General features: G+C 72.2%; 15 protein-coding genes. 8 read left to right on the top strand and 7 right to left on the bottom strand.

Annotated features, from left to right (window positions below):
- The first annotated feature begins 55 nt into the window (after positions 1-55).
- Together ACIPYQ_RS20255 and ACIPYQ_RS20250 are read left to right on the top strand one after the other, a co-directional pair.
- Positions 56-1,618, top strand: a complete 1,563-nt coding sequence (locus ACIPYQ_RS20255) for an MFS transporter (protein WP_401252924.1) — start codon at positions 56-58, stop codon at positions 1,616-1,618.
- 142 nt (positions 1,619-1,760) lie between these two features.
- Positions 1,761-2,486: a hypothetical protein gene (locus tag ACIPYQ_RS20250; protein WP_401252921.1), complete on the top strand. Its 726-nt coding sequence runs from the start codon at positions 1,761-1,763 to the stop codon at positions 2,484-2,486.
- A gap of 491 nt (positions 2,487-2,977) precedes the next feature.
- On the opposite strand, the gene ACIPYQ_RS20245 is transcribed toward ACIPYQ_RS20250, so the two are convergent.
- Positions 2,978-5,248, bottom strand: coding sequence for a M4 family metallopeptidase (locus ACIPYQ_RS20245; RefSeq protein ID WP_401252918.1), 2,271 nt, complete (start codon positions 5,246-5,248; stop codon positions 2,978-2,980).
- Between the two features lie 382 nt (positions 5,249-5,630).
- On the opposite strand from ACIPYQ_RS20245, the gene ACIPYQ_RS20240 reads away from it, so the two are divergent.
- Positions 5,631-7,106: a sugar transferase gene (locus tag ACIPYQ_RS20240; RefSeq protein ID WP_401252915.1), complete on the top strand. Its 1,476-nt coding sequence runs from the start codon at positions 5,631-5,633 to the stop codon at positions 7,104-7,106.
- A 30-nt stretch (positions 7,107-7,136) separates the two neighbouring features.
- Here the strand turns inward: ACIPYQ_RS20240 and ACIPYQ_RS20235 are convergent, their stop codons facing one another.
- On the bottom strand, positions 7,137-8,081 hold the full coding sequence (locus ACIPYQ_RS20235; protein ID WP_361755044.1) for a GDP-L-fucose synthase: 945 nt from the start codon (positions 8,079-8,081) through the stop codon (positions 7,137-7,139).
- 284 nt (positions 8,082-8,365) lie between these two features.
- On the opposite strand from ACIPYQ_RS20235, the gene gmd reads away from it, so the two are divergent.
- From gmd to ACIPYQ_RS20215, 4 genes are all read left to right on the top strand, one after another.
- Positions 8,366-9,379, top strand: a complete 1,014-nt coding sequence (gmd, locus tag ACIPYQ_RS20230; RefSeq protein WP_361755047.1) for a GDP-mannose 4,6-dehydratase — start codon at positions 8,366-8,368, stop codon at positions 9,377-9,379.
- Between the two features lie 244 nt (positions 9,380-9,623).
- A complete protein-coding gene (locus tag ACIPYQ_RS20225) occupies positions 9,624-12,401 on the top strand; it encodes a DNRLRE domain-containing protein (protein WP_401252911.1) in 2,778 nt (925 codons plus the stop codon).
- A 101-nt stretch (positions 12,402-12,502) separates the two neighbouring features.
- Entirely contained in the window at positions 12,503-13,180 is a 678-nt protein-coding gene (locus tag ACIPYQ_RS20220) for a hypothetical protein (RefSeq protein ID WP_401252908.1), read from the top strand.
- A 125-nt stretch (positions 13,181-13,305) separates the two neighbouring features.
- Positions 13,306-13,521 carry a DUF6458 family protein gene (locus tag ACIPYQ_RS20215; RefSeq protein ID WP_361768468.1) on the top strand — a complete coding sequence of 72 codons (216 nt, stop codon included), beginning with the start codon at positions 13,306-13,308 and terminating at the stop codon, positions 13,519-13,521.
- A 15-nt stretch (positions 13,522-13,536) separates the two neighbouring features.
- Here the strand turns inward: ACIPYQ_RS20215 and ACIPYQ_RS20210 are convergent, their stop codons facing one another.
- Complete coding sequence (locus ACIPYQ_RS20210; RefSeq protein ID WP_401253411.1) at positions 13,537-14,652, bottom strand: glycosyltransferase; 1,116 nt, start codon at positions 14,650-14,652, stop codon at positions 13,537-13,539.
- Positions 14,653-14,660: 8 nt separating this feature from the next.
- A complete protein-coding gene (locus tag ACIPYQ_RS20205) occupies positions 14,661-15,200 on the bottom strand; it encodes a WcaF family extracellular polysaccharide biosynthesis acetyltransferase (RefSeq protein ID WP_361768466.1) in 540 nt (179 codons plus the stop codon).
- A gap of 96 nt (positions 15,201-15,296) precedes the next feature.
- Between ACIPYQ_RS20205 and ACIPYQ_RS20200 the strand changes: the two genes are divergently transcribed.
- Positions 15,297-16,820, top strand: coding sequence for a hypothetical protein (locus ACIPYQ_RS20200; protein ID WP_361768464.1), 1,524 nt, complete (start codon positions 15,297-15,299; stop codon positions 16,818-16,820).
- A gap of 331 nt (positions 16,821-17,151) precedes the next feature.
- Here the strand turns inward: ACIPYQ_RS20200 and ACIPYQ_RS20195 are convergent, their stop codons facing one another.
- From ACIPYQ_RS20195 to ACIPYQ_RS20185, 3 genes are read right to left on the bottom strand one after another with little or no spacing between them, the layout of a single operon-like run.
- Complete coding sequence (locus tag ACIPYQ_RS20195; protein WP_401252904.1) at positions 17,152-18,378, bottom strand: hypothetical protein; 1,227 nt, start codon at positions 18,376-18,378, stop codon at positions 17,152-17,154.
- A complete protein-coding gene (locus ACIPYQ_RS20190; RefSeq protein WP_361768460.1) occupies positions 18,375-20,123 on the bottom strand; it encodes a lipopolysaccharide biosynthesis protein in 1,749 nt (582 codons plus the stop codon). The genes ACIPYQ_RS20195 and ACIPYQ_RS20190 overlap by 4 nt, the downstream gene beginning before the upstream one ends.
- Positions 20,120-21,331, bottom strand: a complete 1,212-nt coding sequence (locus ACIPYQ_RS20185; RefSeq protein ID WP_401253409.1) for a glycosyltransferase — start codon at positions 21,329-21,331, stop codon at positions 20,120-20,122. Before ACIPYQ_RS20185 ends, ACIPYQ_RS20190 begins: the two co-directional genes overlap by 4 nt.
- Positions 21,332-21,362 lie beyond the last annotated feature (31 nt).

Raw genomic sequence — 21,362 nt, 5'->3', positions numbered from 1 at the left:
GGTCGCCGGGGATCCGCCCGTGCCTTCGCCCCTCCGTCATCCGAGGAGAACTCCCATGCGCAAATGGCTGCCACTGACGGCCGTCTGCCTCGGGGCTTTCATGCTCCTGGTCGACGTCACGATCGTGACCGTCGCCCTGCCCGACATGGCCGCCGACATGGCCTCCGACACTTCCACCGGGGGCTTCTCCGTTCTCCAGTGGGTGATGGACGTCTACGCCCTCGCACTGGCCGCCCTGCTGCTGGGCGCGGGCTCGCTCGCCGACCGGATCGGCCGCCGCCGCGTCTACCTCGGCGGACTCGGGCTCTTCGCCGCCGCCTCGCTCGCCTGCGGGCTGGCCACCGGCCCGGCCGAGCTGATCGCCTTCCGCGCCGTCCAGGGCATCGGGGGAGCCGCCATGTTCGCCACCACCATGGCCCTGCTCAGCGCGGCCTACCAGGGCCGGGACCGCGGGGTCGCCTTCGGCGTCTGGGGCGCGGTCAACGGCGCCGCCGCCGCGGCCGGACCGATCATCGGCGGGCTGCTCACCGAGCAGTTCGGCTGGCGCTGGATCTTCTTCATCAACCTGCCCGTCTGCGCGCTGGCCGTGTACGTCACCCTCAAGGCGGTGGCCGAGTCCCGCGACCCGCGCGCCGGACGCCTCGACCTGCCCGGCATGGCCACCTTCACCACGGGCGCCGCGGCCCTCACCTACGCCGTGATCCGGGTGGGCGAGAACGGCTGGAACTCGCCCACCACCCTCGGCCTGCTCGGCCTCGGCGTGGCCGCCTTCGGCGCCTTCGTCCTCGTCGAACTGCGCAGCTCCCACCCGATGCTGGACCTCTCGCTCTTCCACAGCCCCACCTTCGTCGCCGTCATGGCCGCCGGACTGCTGCTCTCGGGCGCCGCGTTCTCCTACCTGATGTACGTCTCCCTCTGGCTGCAGTCCGCCGAGGGGATGAGCCCGGTCGGCGGGGGCCTGGTGCTGCTGCCGCTGAGCGCGGCGGGCTTCGTCGTCGCCGCGGTGGCCGGGCGGCTGCTGCACGGGGTTCCGCCCCGGCTGACCATCGGCGGCGGGCTGCTGCTGATCGGCGTGGGCGCGCTGCTCCAGGCCTGGATGCTGGACGCCGGGGACGGCTGGAGCGCGCTGGTCCCGGGGCTGCTCGTGACCGGCGTGGGGGTGGGCGCCGCCACCCCGGCGCTCGCCGCCACGGCGATGGGGGCCGTGGCCCCGGCCCGGGCGGGCATGGCGGGCGGCGCCCTGAACACCGCGCGCCAGCTGGGCACCGCCCTCGGCATCGCCGTGCTCGGCGCCGTCTTCCACGCCGGGCTGCGCTCCGGGCTCGGCGAGGGCGGCCGGGAACTGGCGGAGCCGCTGGCCTCCGGCGGCGCCGGGCAGTTGCTCGCCGAGGCCCCGGCGGGCGCGGCCCGCGAGACGCTGACCGGCCTGGTGGAGGCGGCCTTCGCGAGCGGTCTGCGCGAGACGTTCCTGGCCTCGGCCGCGATGGGCCTGGCCGGCGCGCTGGCGGTCTTCCTGCTGCTCCGTGGCGGGACCCCGGCGGCCGCCGCCGGCATCCCGCGGGCCCGCACGGAGTCCGCGGCGCCTGCGGACGCGGTGGCGCCCCCCGCCCGGAACTGAGATCCCGCGGCTGGGACCTCACGGGTGAACCTTCGAACGTACTGGGCATGCCGAATCGTTTCCGCAACCTGCTCCGCTCCTACGCTGCCCGCGGATGCCACCTGACCCGGCATCCGCGGACCCGAGGAACGGACTTCCCCCCATGCGTCTTCGCACCACCACCGCCGTGCTCGTCGGCGCGCTCGCGCTCGTCCTGCCCACCGCCGGCCCGTCGCTGGCCGACGACAACGGCGACCGCGCGCTCGGCACGCTGAACTACCGGTTCGTCAACGACAACGACGTCGAGGAGAACGGCCAGATCCGGCCCGCGGACAACAACACCTGCTACGTGCTGACGCGCACCTCCCGGGACAGGCCCGCGGTCTCGGTCCAGAACAACACCCGGTCGCGGGCGCACCTCTTCGACAACGTCAGCTGCTCCGGCGAGGAGGTGGCGACGCTGAGGCCGGACGGGCAGGTGAACCGGGTCAAGGCCGTCGCGGTCAACTTCACGCCGGTGAACGGGGAGGGCGACGGCCGAGGCGACAACGACGGCCGCGGCGACTGGAACAACGGCGGTGACCAGGGCCGGGACGACCAAGGCCGTGGTGACCAGGGCCGCGACGACCAGGCGCGCGACGACCAGGGCCGTGGCGACCAGGGCCGCGACGACCAGGCCCGCGAGGACCAGGGCCGTGGCGATCAGGGCCGGGACGACGAGGCCCGCGACGACGAGGCCCGTGACGACGAGGCCCGTGACGACCAGGGCCGTGGTGAGCAGGGCCGGGACGACCAGGCGCGTGACGACCAGGGCCGCGGCGACCAGGCCCGCGACGAGGAGGAAGAGGAGGAAGACTTCCTCGACGTCGTCTTCCGCGCCATCGGCTGATCCGGTGGCTCCCTGACCCGGGAGTGGTCCGGCGCCCCGCGCGGCGGCCGGGCCACTTCCGCGTCAGGCCCCTTCCACCGGACCGGCACCCGCCACTCCACCACGTCCGCCGCCGCATCGGCCCGCGCGAGATAGGCCACCAGCACCGGCGGCTCCTCGTCGCCCACCACGGCGACCTTGGTCAGTCAGGGTTCGCAGCGCGCCAGCCGCGAGGCGAGGGCAGGGATCCGACCCGGGACTCCCGCGCCCACGAGCACGTGGTCGACGCCTGCCAGGATCGCGCCGAACAGGGCGGGGGCGGTGGCCAGCCGGATCTTCTCCAGGTAGTTGACGCCGACGATGCCGTCCTCGCCCGCAGCCGCGGGGTGGTCCGCAGGGGGACCTCCCGGTGGTGAGGGGGCGTCCCATGGGACAGGGCCGCCCGGGGAGGTCTTCTCCCGGGCGGCCCCGTGTCTAACTGTTCAGCTGCGGCTCACGATGCCCCGGTGGGGTCAGAAGGTGAGCTTCCAGCTGTTGATGTAGCCGACGTCCAGGCTGGCAGCGTCCCTGACGCGGAGCTTCCAGGTGCCGTTGGCGACCTCGGAGGAGGCGTTCACGGTGAAGGACTGGACGATGTTGTCCGCGCTGCCGCCGGTGCGGTTGCGCAGGTTGTACACGCTGCCGTCGGGGGCGACCAGGTCGACCACCAGGTCACCGACGTAGGTGTGGACGATGTTCACGTCCACCTTCAGCGTGCTCGGGGCGTTGCCCGTGCGGGTCACCGCGAGCGGGGACTCGACCGTGGCGTTGTCCGTGATCTGGTAGTCGTTCGTGTTCTCGAAGACGTTCTGCTGGCCGGTGCCGACCGTCCAGGTGAAGGACGCCGTCCCGGTCTTGCTCTGCGAGTCGGTCACCGTGACGGTCACGTTGGACGTGCCCGCGGTGGTGGCCGTGCCCGAGATCAGGCCGGTGGAGGAGTTGATCGACAGGCCGGCCGGCAGGCCGGTCGCCGCGTAGCTCAGCGCACCCGGGTTGGTGCTGGTGGCCTGGACCTGCAGGCTGACAGCGGTGTTGATCTGGGTGTTCTGGTTGGCGATCGGGGTGACCGAGACGCCGCTCACGATGCGCGGGCCGACGTTGATGGCCGCCCAGGCGTTCGCCGCGTTGTTGTAGGTCGTCGAACCGGCGCCGTAGAGGTCGGCCGCCGCCTGCAGGGTGGCCGTGCGGGCCGCCGCGTAGTTGGTGTTCGACTTGAACAGACCGGTGGTCAGCGCGCGGAACCAGATCTTCGAGGCGGCGTCGCGGCCGATCGCGGTGACCGGGAGGCCGTCGGAGGTCGGCGAGTCGTAGCTCACGCCGTTGATGACCTTGGCGCCGGAGCCCTCGGAGGCCAGGTAGTACCAGTGGTTGGCCGGGCCCGAGGAGTAGTGGACGTCGATGCCGCCGAGGCCCGAGTACCAGGCGTCCTTGGACGAGCCGTCCTTGCTCGGCTTGTCCATGTAGCGCAGCGGGGTGCCGTCGCCGTTGATGTCGATCTTCTCGCCGACCAGGTAGTCGCCGACGTCCTGCGGGTTGTTGGCGTAGAACTCGACGGCCGCGGCCATGATGTCCGAGGTCGCCTCGTTCAGACCGCCGGGCTCACCGCTGTAGGTCATGTTGCCGGTGACCGAGGTCAGGCCGTGGGTCATCTCGTGCGCCGCCACGTCGGTGGAGGTGAGGGGCTTGTTGTTGCCCTCGCCGTCGCCGTACGTCATGCAGAAGCAGGAGTCGCTCCAGAACGCGTTGACGTAGGCGTTGCCGTAGTGCACCCGGGTGTACGGGGCCACGCCGTCGTTGCGCAGGCCGTTGCGGCCGTGCACGTTCTTGTAGTAGTCCCACGTGACGGCCGCGCCGTAGTGGGCGTCCGCGCCGGCCGTCTCCAGGTTGGACGGCAGGTTGTTGCCCCAGGTGTCGTCCGGGCCGGAGAACAGGGTGCCGGTGCCGGAGCCGGTGCCGCGGTTGAGGTTGTACGTCTTGTGGTTGCCGCGGGCGGCGTCGGTCAGGTTCCAGGTGCTGCCCGACTGGGTGGTCCCGAGGGTCACCTGGCCGCTGTACATGGTGTTGCCGGTGCCGGTCTCGATGGCCTGCCACTCGGTGATCTTGGCGCCGGTCTTGGCGTTGGTCACCACGTGCAGCTCGTTCGGGGTGCCGTCGTGCTGGAGGCCGCCGACGACGGTCTCGAACGCGAGCACCGGAGCGCCCTCGGCCGCCCAGATCACCTTGCGGGCGTTCTTGGAGGCCTTGGCCTCCTTCGAGCCCTCGGCGTTGGCGGCGGAGACCGCCTGGCTCTCCGCGGCCGCCGGGGTGACCGTGGCGTTGGTGTCGGCGACCTTGATCTCGTGGTTGGTCGCCTTGGTCACGCTCTTGGTGACACCGCCCTTGGCGTGAACGGTGAGGTCACCGCCGAGCACGGGGAGGCCGTCGTAGGTGCGCTCGTACGTCGTGTGCGTGGTGCCGTCCGCATCCTGGACGACATCGCGGACGACGAGCTTCTCGCCACTGCCGAGGCCGAGCGCCTTGGCGGCCTGCGCGGTGGTCGAGTTGGCCTCGGCGAGGAGCGTCGCACGCTCCGAAGCGCTGAGTACGCGGTTGGCCGCGCCCGGATTGGGCTGGGCGGCCTTGGGTGCCTGGGACGCGGTGGCGTCGGCGGTGGCGGTGCCGGTCTGTATGCCTACGGCGAGCAGGGCTGCCGCGGCAACGAGCGCGCCGGCCGCGGTGGCACGCCTCTGGGGGGTGGACCTCAACGCAGACTCCTTCTGCAAGGGGGGTTCCGGATGGCTGGGTGGGCCTCCGGGCAGAACAGGGCTGGTGCGATGAACGGTCGAAGATTGCCACTTGGCGGACTAGATGTCAGGGCCGCGTCAAAAGGTTGGCCGGAAACGGTTCGTTGTCCGAAGATACGTATCCGGTATCCGGACCATTCACCTTCGTGTGCGTAATGCGGTGTTCGGCATCCGGAACGGCTGATACCGGTTGCTAACACTTGCGCAACAAGAGGCTGCGTTGACCCAAACGGCATTTACCGTACGGGTGTTTGTCGTACTGTTTCCCGGTGCGGCAGATGTCCGTTGCCAGGGGAAGCCATGGACACCCGCCACTGTCATAGACCACGTGCCAGGGGGGCCCATGAGGCATGTCCATTTTCCTGCGCAAAGAGTGGCCGGGGCGGCCCATGAATCCGTCGGGTCCGCCCGGCGCCACGGGGACAAGGCCCGCTGGTACCGCCCGGCCGCCGTCGCCGCCGATTTCTTCGGCGCCGCCCTCCCCGTAGGGCTCGTCTTCGATGCCGCACAGCAGGTCCGCCCCCTCTACTGTGCCCTTGCCGCCGCCGTGGCGTGGACCGGGGTCCAGGCGCTGCGCCGGCGGTACGCGACCCGCGCGCTCGGAGAGTCGCGCGGAGTGCTGCCCGTCGTCCACGACTGGCTGATTCTCATCGGCGTGCTGGCCGTGGCCCGCGTGGTGACCGAGGAGGCCACCCCCCGCCTGTCCGCTCTCGGCGCGCTGTTGCCTGCCCTCCTCATCACCGTCGCCTGCCACAAGCTGACCTATCGTCACCTTTCGGCCGCCCGCCGCGAGGCCCAGGCCGTGAGCCGGGTCCTCGTCGTCGGCGAGCCCGACGCGGCCGAGGACGTCATCGCGCACCTCGCCGCCCGCACGGATCACCCGTACGTGGTCGTGGGCGTGGTTCCGGTCGGCTCCGGGGCCCTGTCCAGCGGGGTGCCCGTGGCGGCCCGGCTCGACGAGGCGATGCCCGAGGCCCCGGCCGGGGACTCCGCGGCCGTGCTCGGCGCCGTCCGCAGCCACCACGCCGACCTGGTGCTGGTGGCCCCCGGCGTACGGATCACGGGGGAGCGGCTGCGCCGCGTCGCCTGGGCCCTGCACGACGCCGGGCTGGAACTGGCGGTCTTCCCCGGACTCGTGGAGGTCTCCGTCAAGCGGCTGGAGACCCTGTCCGCCGGCGGGCTGGCCGTGCTGCGGGTCGCGCCCCCGGTCGGCCGCGGCGTGCAGACCCTGCTCAAGTCGGCCCTGGACCGGGTGGGAGCCGCGGCCGGGCTGCTGCTGCTCGCGCCGGTCTTCCTCGGGGTCGTGCTGGCCATCCGCTTCGGATCGCGCGGTCCGGCCTTCTACCGCCAGCAGCGCATCGGCCGCGGCGGGATCCCCTTCGTCATGTGGAAGTTCCGCACGATGGTGATCGACGCCGACGCCCGCAAGGCCGAGCTGTCCGGGGCGAACGAGAACGACGGCCTGATGTTCAAGATGCGCCGTGACCCCCGGGTGACCCGGGTGGGCCGGCTGCTGCGCCGCACCTCGCTGGACGAACTGCCGCAGCTGCTCAACGTACTGACCGGCGACATGTCGCTGGTCGGCCCGCGCCCGCCGCTGCCGGAGGAGGTGGCCCAGTACGACGAGGTCGAACTGCGCCGGCTCACCGTGCGGCCCGGGATGACGGGGTTGTGGCAGATCAGTGGAAGGTCCGATCTGTCCTGGGATGAAACGATCCAGCTCGACCTGCAGTACGTCGACAACTGGTCCTTCACCAGCGATGTCGACGTGATGGGCCGTACGCTCCGCGCCGTCGTCGACGGACGCGGAGCGTACTGAGACACCGGAGCACCGAGGCCGCCCGTGCGATCAGCTCTGCTCGCGCCACCACTTGTACGTGGCGGCGATCCCGTCCCGCAGCGGGACGGCGGGCTTCCAGCCGAGCGAGGTCAGGCGGCCGACGTCCAGCAGCTTGCGCGGGGTCCCGTCGGGCTTGGAGGTGTCCCAGGCGAGCCGGCCCCGGAAGCCGGTCACCTCGGCGACCGTCTCGGCCAGTTCCCTGATGGTCAGGTCCTCGCCGCAGCCGATGTTGACCGGCTCGTCGCCGTCATAACCGCCGAGCAGCACGGCGCAGGCGGCGGCCAGGTCGTCCACGTGCAGGAACTCCCGCCGCGGGGTCCCCGAGCCCCACAGGGTGACCTCGTCGCGGCCCTCGGCGGCGGCCTCGTGGAACCGCCGGATGAGGGCGGGCAGGACGTGCGAGGTCTCCAGGTCGAAGTTGTCGCCCGGGCCGTAGAGGTTCGTCGGCATGGCCGAGATGTACGAGGCCCCGTACTGCTTGCGGTACGACTGGACCTGGACGATGCCGGCGATCTTCGCGAGGGCGTAGGCCTCGTTGGTCGGCTCCAGCGGGCCGGTCAGCAGGGCGTCCTCGCGGATCGGCTGCGGGGCCAGCTTCGGGTAGATGCACGACGAACCGAGGAACAGCAGCCGGCCCACGCCGGCGGCGTGCGCGCCGCCGATCACGCTGAGCTGGATCTGGAGGTTCTCCTCCAGGAACTGCACCGGGTAGGTGCTGTTGGCCATGATCCCGCCGACCTTCGCGGCGGCCAGCACGACGGCGTCCGGCCGGACGTCCTTCAGGTACGCACCCGTGGCGGCGGCGTCGCGCAGGTCGAGGTCGGCGCGGCCCCGGGTGAGCACCTCGTGGCCGTCGGCGGTCAGCCGCCGGGCGACCGCGGACCCCACGAGGCCGCGGTGGCCCGCGACGAAGACGCGGGCGTTCGGGGGCAGGAGCGGCAGCGAACTTGTCATACCGCCGATGATGCCAGTCCGCTCCCGCGGGAACCGCAGTGGTCCGGGCCCCCGGGCCCCGGATCCACCGCCGTACTCCGCACCCGCCCTGGTGGCGGGCGTGTGCGGGCCGTGTGTGAAGGGCGTGGAGGAATCCGCCGCAAAGGCGGCTGGACCGGGCGTGTACGGTACGCATCCAGTCCCGGTTACGGCCGGTGCGCGGGGCCGTCTGCCTGCCGGGACCCCGAACGGGTGGGGGCGCCCCGTTCACCACAACTGACCGAAACCATCCCCAGGGGGACCGTATGGGCAAGACCGCACTGATCACCGGCGTCACGGGGCAGGACGGCTCGTACCTCGCCGAGCTGCTGCTCTCCAAGGGCTACACGGTGCACGGGCTCGTGCGGCGGTCCTCCAGCTTCAACACGGAGCGGGTCGACCACATCTACCAGGACCCGCAGACGGCCAACCGGTCCTTCGTCCTGCACCACGCCGACCTCTCCGACGGCGTCGCGCTGGTGAACCTGCTCCGTGACATACGCCCCGACGAGGTCTACAACCTCGGCGCCCAGTCCCACGTCCGCGTCTCCTTCGACGCCCCGCTCTACACGGGCGACGTGACCGGCCTCGGCGCGCTGCGACTGCTGGAGGCCATCAGGGCCAGCGGCGTCGACACCCGCATCTACCAGGCCTCGTCCTCGGAGATGTTCGGGGCCACCCCGCCCCCGCAGAACGAGGGGACCCCGTTCCACCCGCGCAGCCCGTACGGCGCCGCGAAGGTCTTCGCGTACTGGACCACGGTGAACTACCGCGAGGCGTACGACATGTTCGCCGTCAACGGGATCCTCTTCAACCACGAGTCCCCGCGCCGCGGCGAGACCTTCGTGACGCGCAAGATCACCCGCGCGGTCGCCCGCATCAAGGCCGGTCTCCAGGACCACCTCTACCTCGGCAACCTCGACGCGGTGCGCGACTGGGGCTACGCCCCCGAGTACGTGGACGCCATGTGGCGGATGCTGCAGCAGGACGAGCCCACCGACTACGTCGTCGCCACCGGCGTGGCCGCGACCGTCCGCGAGTTCGTCGAGTCGTCCTTCTCGCACGCCGGCCTCGACTGGAACGAGCACGTGCGCTACGACGCCAAGTACGAGCGCCCCAGCGAGGTCGACGCCCTCATCGGCGACGCCTCGAAGGCCCACGACCTGCTTGGCTGGAAGCCATCGGTCCTGGTGGAGGAGCTGGCGCAGATCATGGTCGACGCGGACATCCGTCAGGTCGAGGACCAACTGGCGGGCGTGACGGTCCGAATCGACCGCTGAGGCCTTATATTTCCCCTACGATTTGCCGTGTCCCGGCCATTCGCGCACTTCTCTGCGGGTGTGGCCGGTTCAAACCTGCTATATGTCCGTTGTGCACCCTCCATGCTGAACCGTTGATTCCAAGTTGGTATGCAATGGGTCAAGAGAGGTGACCAGGCCCTCGCGTGAGCCCTAGTCTGCGCCCGTACATATGGCTGTTCGGATAGTTCCAGCCATCAAACCGGGCGATTGCCCTGGGGGGCTCATGCGTAGATCCAGAGGGCTGACTGCTGCCCTCGTCCTGTCACTGGCCGGTGCCGGCACAGGCATAGGCCTGGTGCTGATGCCTCAGGCGTCCGCCATCACGCCGCCGGTGGCATTCACCGCCGATGAGCTGCCCACCTGGCAGCCCGACGGCATCGTCTTTGCGATGGCCCAGGCGAACGGCACCGTCTTCGCCGGCGGCACCTTCTCGGCGGTCCGTCCGCCCGAGGGCGCCGCGGGAGCCGAGCAGGAGGCCGTGAACTTCGTCGCGCTCGACGCCGCGACGGGCAAGCCCACCGCCTGCAAGCTCGCCTTCACCGTCGGCGACGGCACGGCGACCGTGCGCACCCTGGTCGTCTCCAAGGACAACAAGACCCTGTACGCGGGCGGCTACTTCGGCGCCGTCAACGGCACCCCGGTCTCCAGCCTCGCGGCGATCGACATCGCGAGCTGCACCCCCAAGGCAGCGTTCCACCCGGGCTTCCCCGCCACCGTGCGCGGGCTCGCGGTCACCGACGACACCCTGTACGCGGCCGGCGACTTCAACGCCGTCGACGGCCAGACCCGCGAGCGGTTCGCCGCTGTGGACGCCGGCACCGGTGCGCTCAAGCCCTTCGTCGCCAACGTCGACGAGCCGGGCCGCGCGGTCGAGGTCACCCCCGACGGCAAGAACGTGCTGCTGGGCGGCGACTTCTTCACGGTCAACGGCACCAACAGCCACGCCCTGGCCGTGGTCAACGCCACCACCGGCGCGGTCACCAAGACGTACAGCAACATCCCCTCGAACTCGGTCGTCAAGGACATCTCCACCGACGACACGGGCTTCTACACGGGCCACGAGGGCTCCGGCGGCGGCGTCTTCGACGGCCGCATCGGCCTGCGCCTGAACGACTTCACCGAGAAGTGGCGCGACCGCTGCCTCGGTGCCACCCAGTTCGTCCTGCCGTACGAGGGAGTGCTCTACAGCTCCTCGCACGCGCACGACTGCTCCACCGAGCTGGAGTTCCCCGACGGCAAGCGGAACTTCCTGCTGGCCCAGCCGACCAACCACGAAGGCGCCGCCCCCGCGCCCGTGGACGGGTTCGTGCGCGGCCCCGGCAAGCTCGGCTGGCACCCCACGGCCAACGACGGCCTCGGCGAGGGCATCGGCCCGCGCGTCATGGCCGTGGCCGAGAAGAACGACGTCAAGTACATGTGGGTCGGCGGTGAGTTCACCCTCATCAACGGCAAGGCCCAGCAGGGTCTGACCCGCTTCGCCTCCACCGGCGACGTCGGCGCCCCGACCACCCCGGTGGCCAGCGCCTCGAGCGTCAAGCCCGGCGAGGCCCAGGTCCGCTGGCGCACCAGCTACGACGCGGACGACAGCAAGCTGACGTACCGCATCTACCGCAACGGCTCGGCCACCCCGGCCGCGACGGTCACCGCCAGCTCGCTGGAGTGGGAGCGCCCGCAGGCCTCCTGGACCGACGCCACGGTCAAGGCCGGCCAGTCGTACAGCTACCGGGTGACCGCGACCGACGACGCCGGCAACACCAGCGCCCTGTCGGCCGTCGCCTCGGTGACGATCCCGACCTCGGTCCAGTCGTACCCGAACCAGGTCCGCGCGGACGGCGCCAACCTGTACTGGCGCTACGACGACACCGTCAGCCCGTACGTGGCCGACTCCTCCACCGGTGGCAACTACAGCGGTGTCCAGGTCAACGCCCCGGCCCTGCGCCAGACGCCCGGCGCGGTCTCCGGCGCCGGCACGGCGATGGGCTTCAACGGGACCAGCCAGCAGGTGCACGGCGACCGCCGCCAGACGGTCGGCAACACCTTCACCGTCGAGACCTGGTTCAAGACGAACACCACGCGCGGCGGCAAGCTGATCGGCTTCGGCAACAACACCACGCGCAACAGCGGCTCGTACGACAAGCACATCTACATGACCAACACCGGTCGCCTCGTCTTCGGTGTCTACAACGGCTCGGCGCGGACCGTCTCCACGGGTCTGTTCGAGACGTACAACGACAACAAGTGGCACCACGTGGTCGGCACCCAGGGCCCCGGCGGCATCACGCTGTACGTCGACGGCCAGAACAAGGGCTCGCTGAACGCCGCCAGCAACGCCACCTACGCGGGCTACTGGCACGTCGGCGGTGACAACCTCTCCGGTTGGCCGACCCGCCCGACGAGCAACTTCTTCGCCGGTCAGCTCGACGAGACGGCCGTCTACCCGACGACGCTCACCCAGGCCCAGGTCAAGAACCACTTCGACCTGGCCAAGGCGCCCACCGACTCGGTCTCCGCGGTCAAGGCGACCGAGGACACCTACATCAACCAGGGCGCCCCGAGCACGGCCTACGGCACGTCCACCTCGCTCGCGGTGCGCGGCACCTCGGCGTACGAGACGTACCTGCGCTTCGACCTGCCGGCCGCCCCGGCCGGCCAGGTCCTGAAGTCCGCCTCGCTGCAGATCAAGACCTCCACGCAGGCGGGCGCCGGCACCGCCGACACCGTCTCCGTGGTCCCGGTCACCGGCACCTGGAGCGGCGCGGGCACCAGCTTCAACACCAAGCCCACCCTCGGCACCACCCCGCTCGGCAGCATCGCGGGCGTGCCGGACGGCTCGGCGGTGCACAGCGTCGAGCTGGACACCGCCGCGCTCTCCGCGGTACTGGGCGGCAGCTACAGCCTGGGCCTGACGAGCACGGGCACCGACCCGCTGTGGATCTGGTCCTCGGAGTCCACGGCGGCGGAGGGCACTCCGCAGCTGGTTCTGACCTTCGGCGCGAAGTAGCGACCACCGAAGCAACCGCCTGACGGCGTGCGGGGCCCGGCTCTACGTGGCCGGGCCCCGCTCGCCTGTCCCACCCCTGTAAGTAGTACGGGAGCCATCCGATGTACCGACGCTCCGCGGCGGCCGCTGTCCTGCTGACCGCCGCCCTGACCCTGACCGCCTGCAGTTCGGGCGGGGACGACTCCGGGGTGAAGGCGAAGCCTCCGGCCTCGTCGGCGGCCCCCGACCCCGCGGACACCCCGGCCACCCCGGCCGCGGCGGATCCCGCGGCCGACGCGAAGCCGACGGGCCCGGTCCTCCCCGACGCGAAGCTCACCCCGAAGACGGGCAGCTTCACGGAGCAGGAGAAGAAGTACCTGAGCGGGCGGGTCCCCGAGAAGATGGACCCGGCGGCCGTCCTGCAGACCGGCCAGGAGGCCTGCCAGCGGGTGGCGCGCACCGCGAAGCGCGACAAGGACGCCGCGACCGGCGCCGTCATCACCGGGGAGATCCCGGGGGCCAAGGACGCGATCACGCACCTGTGCCCGGACCAGAAGCCGGTCCTCGCCGCGGCGGAGAAGGGCTTCGCAGAAGGCCCCAGGAAGTCGCCCGCGGCGGGCAGCTACCGGGCGCTGACCCAGGCCACGAACTGCACCTGGGAGGCCAAGGGCAAGGACGGCGCCGTCCTCGCCTCGGGCCCCGAGACCCCGCTCAAGGCCGGCGACAAGATCACGGCGACGATCCCGGCGGGCACGGCGGAGTTCAACTCCTCCGGCTGCTACGCCTGGATCCCCGCGTAGCACCGCGAACGCCGCTGGAGCGCGAGAACGCCCCCGAGGACCGGACTCCCGGCCCCCGGGGGCGTTTTCGTGCTCCGGACCCGGGTACCCGCGCGGTCACAGCCACGACGGCGGAAGGCGGACTCATGGGCATCGGCGGATGCATCGGTTTGATCGTGGTGGGCGCCATCCTCACCTTCGCCAGCGACTGGGAGATGGAGAGCGTCAACCTCGACCTGGTCGGTCTGATCATGATGGCGGTGGGCGGGATCGGCCTTGCCGTCTACACCAGCATCTACAAGCGGCGCCGGACCGCGGGCGCGATACCCGTGGTGCAGGAACACCGCCGCGACGTCATCTGACGCCGCGGCGGGGACTCACCCGCGCAGCGCGCCCCCGTACACCGGGATCAGGGTGTCCAGGACCGCGTCCATGGAGAAGGAGTCCGCGGCCAGGGCGCGGGCCGCCAGCGAGGCCTCGCGGTTGGCCGCCGGGTCCAGCAGGGCCACGACGGCCGCGGCGACGCCCGCCGGACCGGGATCCACCGCGTGTCCCGCGCCGGCCCCCGCTAGGTCGCGGGCCAGGCCGTTGGAGTGCGTGACCACCGAGGGGACGCCCACCGAGAGCGCCTCCAGCACCGACATCGGGAACGGCTCGTCCACCGAGGGCAGTACGTACACGTGGGCCCGCCGCAGCTCCGCGAGGACCTCCGCGCTCGACAGCGCCCCCGTCACCGTGAACCGGTCCGTCAGGCCCAGCGCACCGATCCGGGCGCGTACGGCCCCCAGTTCGCCCTCGTCCGGGCCCGCGACCACGAAGTGCGCGTCCGGGTGCGCCGCCAGGACCGCCGGGGCCGCGTCCACGAAGTCCACCGGCCGCTTACGGGCCTGCAGGCGCGCCGAGTACAGGATCCGCGGCGGGCCGACCGGCTGCGGCCGCTCCTCCTGCGCCGGGGTCCCGTTGACCAGGCGGACCGCCTGCGCCAGCGGCGCACCCACCACCGCGTCCAGGCCCTCCCGCTCGTGCGGGGTCAGGTACAGCAGGGCGTCCGCGCCGCGCAGCAGCCGGCGCACGGCCACCGCGTCCAGCACCTTGGCGAGCAGCTTCTCGCTCGGGTCCACCATCCCGTGGGTCTGCAGCACCAGCGGCTTGCCCGCCCGCAGCGCGGCCAGGGCCACCGGCAGGGTCACCAGATCCCGGGCCAGGTGGACGTGGACGACGTCCGCGTCGCGCACGAGGCGCCCGGCCGAGGCCAGCAGCGCCGGCGAGGTCATCCCGCTGAAGCCGAGGGGGAGCAGGCGGCGGGCCGGGAACAGCTTCGCCGGCACGCCCTCCACCGAGGTGGGCCACGGGTCGAAGCCCTCGCCCAGCGCGAGCAGCCGGGCCTCGTGGCCCCGGGCGCGCAGCCCCTTCGCCAGGTTCAGCGCGACCCGGACCGGCCCGCCGAAGGCGTGCGAGGGGGAGTGCAGGGTGACGGCGTGCAGCACGCGCAGCGGGGTACTCACTTGGGCTCCTCCACCGGGCGGCGCTGCCCGTCCTGGGTCTGCAGGGTCAGCTCCGGCAGGTCCTTGTGCACGACCGAGCCCGCACCGGCGACCGCGCAGCGGCCCACCGTGACCCCGGCCAGCACGGTCGCCCGTACCGCCACCCACGCGCCGTCCTCGACGGTGACCGGGGCGTTGCGGTAGCGGAAGTCGGCGGCCCGGTGGTCGTGCGAGCCGGTGCACAGCATCGCCTCCTGCGAGAGGCACACGTGCGAACCGATCGTCACCGGCTCCAGGTTCAGCAGCCAGGCGCCCTCGCCTATCCAGGTGTGGTCCCCGACGGTGAGCTTCCACGGCCACAGCACGCGCACCCGGTGCCGGATCAGCACACCCTCGCCGATCTTCGCCCCGAAGGCCCGCAGCAGCGCCACCCGCAGCCGCGCCGGACAGAACCAGCTCATGAACAGCGTGTTCATCACGGCGAACCAGAGCGCCTGCGTCAGCAGCCCGCGCCCCTTGTCGTATCCGGCCAGCGTGAAGGCAGGAAGATCACGCAACAGAAGCCCCCATCGTGCTCTCGGCCACGGCCTCCCCGGGCGCGGCCCGCTCAGACTAGACTGCGCGCGGACCAGGCACATCGGGTGGGGGCGGCAGTGACGACGGACATACGCAAGCCGCCCGCGACGCCCGCGAAGCAGCCCGTCCCGTCCCCCTTCGAGGACGAGAGCCTGTGGGGCCGGGCCACCCTCCCGCGCACCCTGCTCTCGCGCGCGCTGTCCGTCCCGCTCGCGCTCGGATTCACCGTCTTCCTGCCGTTGTTCGTCGCCGTCCAGACCGGCGCGGGCGCCCGTGACGCGGCCTTCTGGCTCCAGCTGCTGCTCACCATGTACGCGGGCGCCCGGCTCTCCGCGATGGTGCTCACCAGCCGCCGCAAGCTGCTCCAGGGCTCCTTCTGGCTCTTCGTCTACATGGCCATGGGCGTGGCCCCGCTCGCCCAGGCCGTCCTCGGCCAGGTCCCGACGCCGGTCGTCGGCCCGCGCTCCGACCTGACCGCCGCCATCGGACTCGTCCTGCTCGGCTGCACGGCCTTCGACGTCGGCGTGCTGCTGGCCCGTCACCGGCCGGCCGGGCGCGCGGGCGGCTCCCAGAAGGAGTCGCGCCCGGTCATGGCGCACCGGCGCCGGCTCCAGCTCCTGACGGCCCTGTCGTTCCTGTGCAGCGCCGCCTTCATCATGAAGCTGGGCGGCCCGGCGGTCTTCTTCTCCAGCCGCCAGGAGATCATCGCCGGCATCGAGGAGGCGGGCGTCTCCAACGGCGACGGCCAGGCCGGGCAGGCCCTGCTGCGCGGCTTCGGCACCGTACCGGCCCTGCTCGCGCTGCTCCTCTACACCCGCTGGCTGATCACCTCGAAGTTCGCCCGCCGCAAGGTGTCGGTCATCGTCACGTGGGCTGCGCTCGCCGGCCTCAACCTGATCGTCAACAACCCGATCTCGAACCCTCGGTACTGGTTCCTGACGGTCATGTTCGCGCTGCTCTTCACCGTCTTCCCGGTGAGCGCGGCGATGTACCGGGTGGCGCTGTCGATGGCGGTGGTCGTCGCGCTCCTGATCTTCCCCTTCGCCGACCGCTTCCGGTACGACGAGAAGAACTACCGTCCGGTCGAGACCACGTCCTTCCTGGAGCCGATGGCCCTCAAGGACTACGACCAGATCGGCATGTTCGCGAACACCATCACCTTCTCGGAGTCGGGCCCCGGGCACTTCTACGGGCGCCAGCTGGCCGGGTCGATCCTGTTCGCCGTGCCGCGCTCGGTGTGGGCGGGCAAGCCGCGGGACACCGGCGTGATGGTCGGCCAGTGGATGGGCACGGTCAACACCAACCTCTCCTCCCCGATCTGGGCGGAGCTGTGGCTCGACTTCGGTCCGCTGGGGATGGGCGCCGGGCTGCTGGGCATGGGGTACGCCTCCGCCCGCGTCGACCGGCGCTACGCGAAACGGGCCACGCGGAGGTCTCCGCCGGGCAGCCTGATCTCGGTGGTCGTCCCGCTGGTCGCGGGCTACTCCTTCATCCTGCTGCGCGGACCGCTGCTCCAGGCGTCTGGGCGGGTGGCGATCGCCGCCCTCTGCCTCGCGCTGGTCGCCACACACCGCACGGACAAGTCCACCACCCTGCGCTGAGCGCGCCACCCCCACTGGGGCTCCGCCCCAGACCCCATACGGCGCTCCGCGCCCGCGCCTCAAACGCCGGCGAGGCTGAACTACCGGGGCTCCGCCCCGAACCCCGCGCCTCAAACGCCGGCGAGGCTGAAAGATCGCCTCAAACGCCGGCGGGGCTGTCTTTCAGCCCCTCCGGCGTTTGAGGAGCGGGGTCTGGGGCGGAGCCCCAGGGCTTTTCAGCCCGTCCGGCGTTTGAGGACCGGGTCCGGGCGGAGCCCGGGTGGGGGCCCCTCCCGGACGAAGTCTGGGGGAGGTGGAAGGGCGGGGCGGGGAGACGGCTCCGCGCAGCGGGTCAGTTCGCGGCGGGGGCGGGCTCGCGGTCCTGCGCAGCAGGGACTCGCAGGCGGGTGACGCGCCACCAGGCGGCCGCGGCCTTGAGGGCTGAGCCGGCCGCCAGGCCCCACGCGGCGCCCGCCACACCCCCCACCGCGTAGCCGCCCAGCAGCAGCCCCACGGACAGCAGCGAGAAGACCACCTGGAGGGAGAGGGTGGCCTTCGGCGCGAGGACCCGCAGGGTCAGCAGCGCGCAAGTGCCGAGGCCCATCACGGCGTACTGCGCCCCCGTCGCCGGCAACAGCCCGGCCGTCGCCGCCCAGGTGTCGCCGAGCAGCTGACGGCCCATCCGGTCGGGCAGTGCGTACAGCACGGCCCCCCAGCCCGCGCCGACCGCGGCCAGCACCAGGCCCAGCAGCGCGGTCGCCCGCACGGTGGCCCGCTTGCCGCCGAGCCGCCCGAGCACCGGCGGCCCGAAGGCGTTCGCGGAGTTGAACAGCACGTTCAGCGGCCCGAAGAGGGTGGTCGCGCCCCGCAGCGCGCCGACGGCCAGCGGCGTCGCGAAGACGCCGAGGCCCAGTACGGCGAGCTGGCTGGAGCCGTTGCCCACCGCGAACTCGACCACGAACCGCTGCCCGAGGTGACCCCGCCGCAGGTACGGCCGCAGGTCACCGCGCGCGCCGCGCACGTACGGCCGCAGCAGCCACAGCCCGAGCCCCAGCGCGGGCAGCGCGGAGAGCCCCCAGGCGAGGACCAGCCGCCCGGCCGAGGCCCCCTCGGGCTGCACGGCCAGCGCCGCGACCACGCACACCAGCCGCAGCGCGTCCGCGGCCAGCGCCCGCTCGGGGGCGCGCAGCGCGGAGAAGCAGTACCGCAGCCCGTCCTGGAGGAGCACCAGCGGCAGTACGAGACCCAGCGCGAGGAAGGCCCGTCCGGGCGTGCCGGGGAGCGCGAGGCCCACCACCACGAGCAGCGCGCCCACGCCGGCCGACGCGGCCCCGGTGAAGCCGACGGCGGAGCGGCACATCGCACCGAGGCCTTCGCCCTTCTCCAGGACCAGGCTCTGGCCGACGTAGGCCATGTTCAGACCGAGGAGCACGCTGAAGGTCACGTACACCATCGAGAAGTCGGCGAACCCGGCCGCCGAGGACAGCCGGGCGGCCAGCACCAGCACCAGGATGTTCGTGGCGCTGGAGGCGGCCTGGTCCAGGACCGACGCGACGGCGGCGAGGCCGCGTCGGCTCATCTGCGGCCCATGCGCACGGTGCGCAGCGCGACGGTGTCGGTGCCGTCACCGGGGATGTGCTGCTCGGGCTCGGCCACCTCGTACGGGATCGGCTGCGGCGGCTTCGGCCCGCCCGCCGGGGGGCCGGCGTCGGGGGCGGGGGCGGGGTTCTTGTCCTTGCCGCGGCCGCGCTTCTCGCCGGGCAGCGGGGCGTGCAGCACCGCGCCGAGCACCGTGCCGCCGGCGCCGCTGATCAGCTCGCGGATCCGGATCAGGTCGGTGCGGTGGACGCCGCGCGGGTTGCAGACGACGAGGACGCCGTCGACGCGGTCGACGAGGGCGAGGGCGTCGGCGTACGAGAGCACGGGCGGCGCGAGCACGACGACGGTCGCGTTGGGGGAGTCGGCCTCGGAGATCAGCCGGGTGGCGCGGGGGGAGGTCAGCGCGCGCGGCACGTTGCGCGCCCGCTCGCCGGGGATCAGGTCGAAGGAGCCGGACTCGCCGGCGTCCACGACGAGCTGGCGGCCGTCGGGCCACTCGGAGTCGGAGTGCCGTCCGCCGCCGCCCTTCTGGCCGCCCGGGGTCTGGCTCCAGCGCGGCCGGCCGCCGGCGTCCGTCGGCAACTGGCTGGCCAGGACCGGGGTGCGCAGGTCGGCCTCGATGAGCAGGACGTCCTTGCCGGTCTCCGCGAAGGAGGCGGCGAGGTTCACGGCCACCGCGGCGGCGGTCTCGCTGCTGCCGCGCGGGGCGACGACGAGCAGCCGGCGCCGGTCGGCGAAGCGGGCGTCGTAGGCGAGCCGGAAGGCCACCGAGCGGTACTCCTCGGCGAGGCGGGGATCGGCCTCGCCGGCGGCGAGCAGCGGCCCGCCGCCCGTGCGGTCCCGGGGCAGGTAGCCGAGCACGGGGGCGCGCAGGGCGCGTGCCACGTCGCCCTCGGAGCGGGGCGCCGGGTCGAAGACGAGCCGGACCCAGGCGGCGAGCAGGCCGAGGGCGAGGCCCACGGCGGCGCCGAGCGCGAGGGACATCAGGATGCCGGGGCCGTCGGCTCCGGGGGGCGCGGTCGCGGCGCTGGTGACGCGGCCCGGGGTCATGTCGAGGGCTTCGAGCTTGGTGATCTTGGTGTTGTACCCGCCGACCTCGCTCTGCAGGTCGGTCTTCGAGGAGGTGGCCGCGTCGCGCCCGGCGCCGGCGGGCATCCGTGCGATCTCCTTGGAGAGCTCGTCGAGCTGCTTGGCGATCGGGTCGCGCTGATCCTTGTAGCCCTTGACCATCTTGTCGCGGGTGGCGTCGAGGGACTCCTGCCGCTTGAGCAGGTACGCCTCGGTCATCGCGTTGGCGCGCTTGGCGGCCTCCTTGGGGGAGGACGCGGTGTAGGTGAAGCGCAGCACCATGGTCTGCGGCGGGTTGGTGACCTGCAGCCCGCTGCGCAGGGCGGCGAAGCCGGACGCGGTCACGCCGAGCTTCTTCGCCGCCTCGTTGGCTATGGAGGAGCTGAGCGCGACCTGGCGCTCCGAGCCGATGTTGATCGCCTTGTCGGGGGCGAGGCTCGGGTTGAACGGGTCGTCGGTGGGCGCGCGCAGCACGACGTCGGCCGTCGCGACATAGGTGTCGGCCGTGGAGATGCCGAGGTAGACGCCGCCCAGCAGGCCGATCCCGATGCCCGCGCCGATGAGCCTGCGGTAGCGCAGGAGCTGGCGGAACTGGTCTCTGAGGAGATCCGGTTCGTCGTCGGCCGGTGCCGCTGCAGGGCGGTTCGTCTCGATCACGGCCGGGGTCCCCCAAGTGCTTCGTCTATCAGTGCGTCGATGCGGGCCAGGCCCGCCTCACGGCTCAGATGGGCCGCCACGTGGCGGGGTCCGGCCGCTCCCAGTGCGTCCGCGCCTTCGGGGTCCTCGGCCAGGGCCCGTACGGCCTTCAGCAGGGCTTCGGGGTCCTCCGGCGGTACGAGCACCCCTGCGCCCGAGCGTTCCACCTCCTGGGCGGTGCCGCCCTCCGCCGCCACCGAGGCGACGACGGGACGGCCGGTCTGGAAGTAGGAGGTGAGTTTCGACGGCACGCTCATGTCCAGCACGGCAGCGTGCTGCGTGACCGCGAGTACGTCCGCCGCGGCGAGGATATCCGGGAACTCGCCGTCCGCGGCAGGGGGGATGATGTCCAGATTCGGCACATCGGCCGAGAGGTCGGCGAGCGCCCCGCGCTGACTGCCGTCTCCCATCAGGACGAAGCGGACATTCGGATCCAGGCGGGCGGCGCCCACGAGGACCTCCAGCCCCTGCTTGAGGCCCATGTTCCCGGAGTGCAGGACCACGGTCTCGCCGGGGCCCCAGCCGAGGTGGCGACGGGTCTCGCCGCGCGGCTTCGTGGGCACGGACACGTGGGACCAGTTGGGGACGAGGCGGATCTTCTCCGGGTCCACGCCCATGCCGACGACCCGGTCCACGAAGGTCTCGTGGATGACGCCGACGAGGGTGGCCCGCTTGAGGGCGTAGGCCTCGGCGCGGCCGGCGATCGCGGCCGCCTTGTCGCCGCCGCTGATACCGCTCTGCGCGGCGGCGGCCCCCATCAGGTCCTGGACGACCGGGACGTACGGGACCTTCCAGCGCGCCGCGAGCCGGGCGGCGAGCACCCCGCCGGCCAGGCTGGGCATCTGGGCGAGGACCGCGTCCGGCTTCGGCATCCGGGGCGGGGCCACGGCGCCGTGCAGCAGAATCGATCCTTCGAAAAGGGCCCGCTTCACGGCGGTCTGGCGCGGCGGAACGGTGTGCGCGCGCCGGTGCACGGTGACGCCCGCGCGCTGTTCCGTGCGCTGGAGCGCCCCCTTGTACTCCGGCTCGACCGACCATGCCGGGTAGTGCGGCATGCCGGCGAGGACGTGGGTCTCGTGGCCGAGATCCGCCCAGTGCTCCGCGATCTGGGTCGCATACGGGCCGATCCCCGCGTGCTCCGGAGCGTAATTGGTGGAAACCAGCAGCATGCGCCGCTGACCGGATCTGGACACCGAGCGT

This window comes from Streptomyces sp. NPDC090045, from assembly GCF_044747975.1.
Classification (GTDB): Bacteria; Actinomycetota; Actinomycetes; order Streptomycetales; family Streptomycetaceae; genus Streptomyces.
Note: the sequence above shows the minus strand (reverse complement) of the source record. Positions and strands in the feature narration are given on the sequence as shown.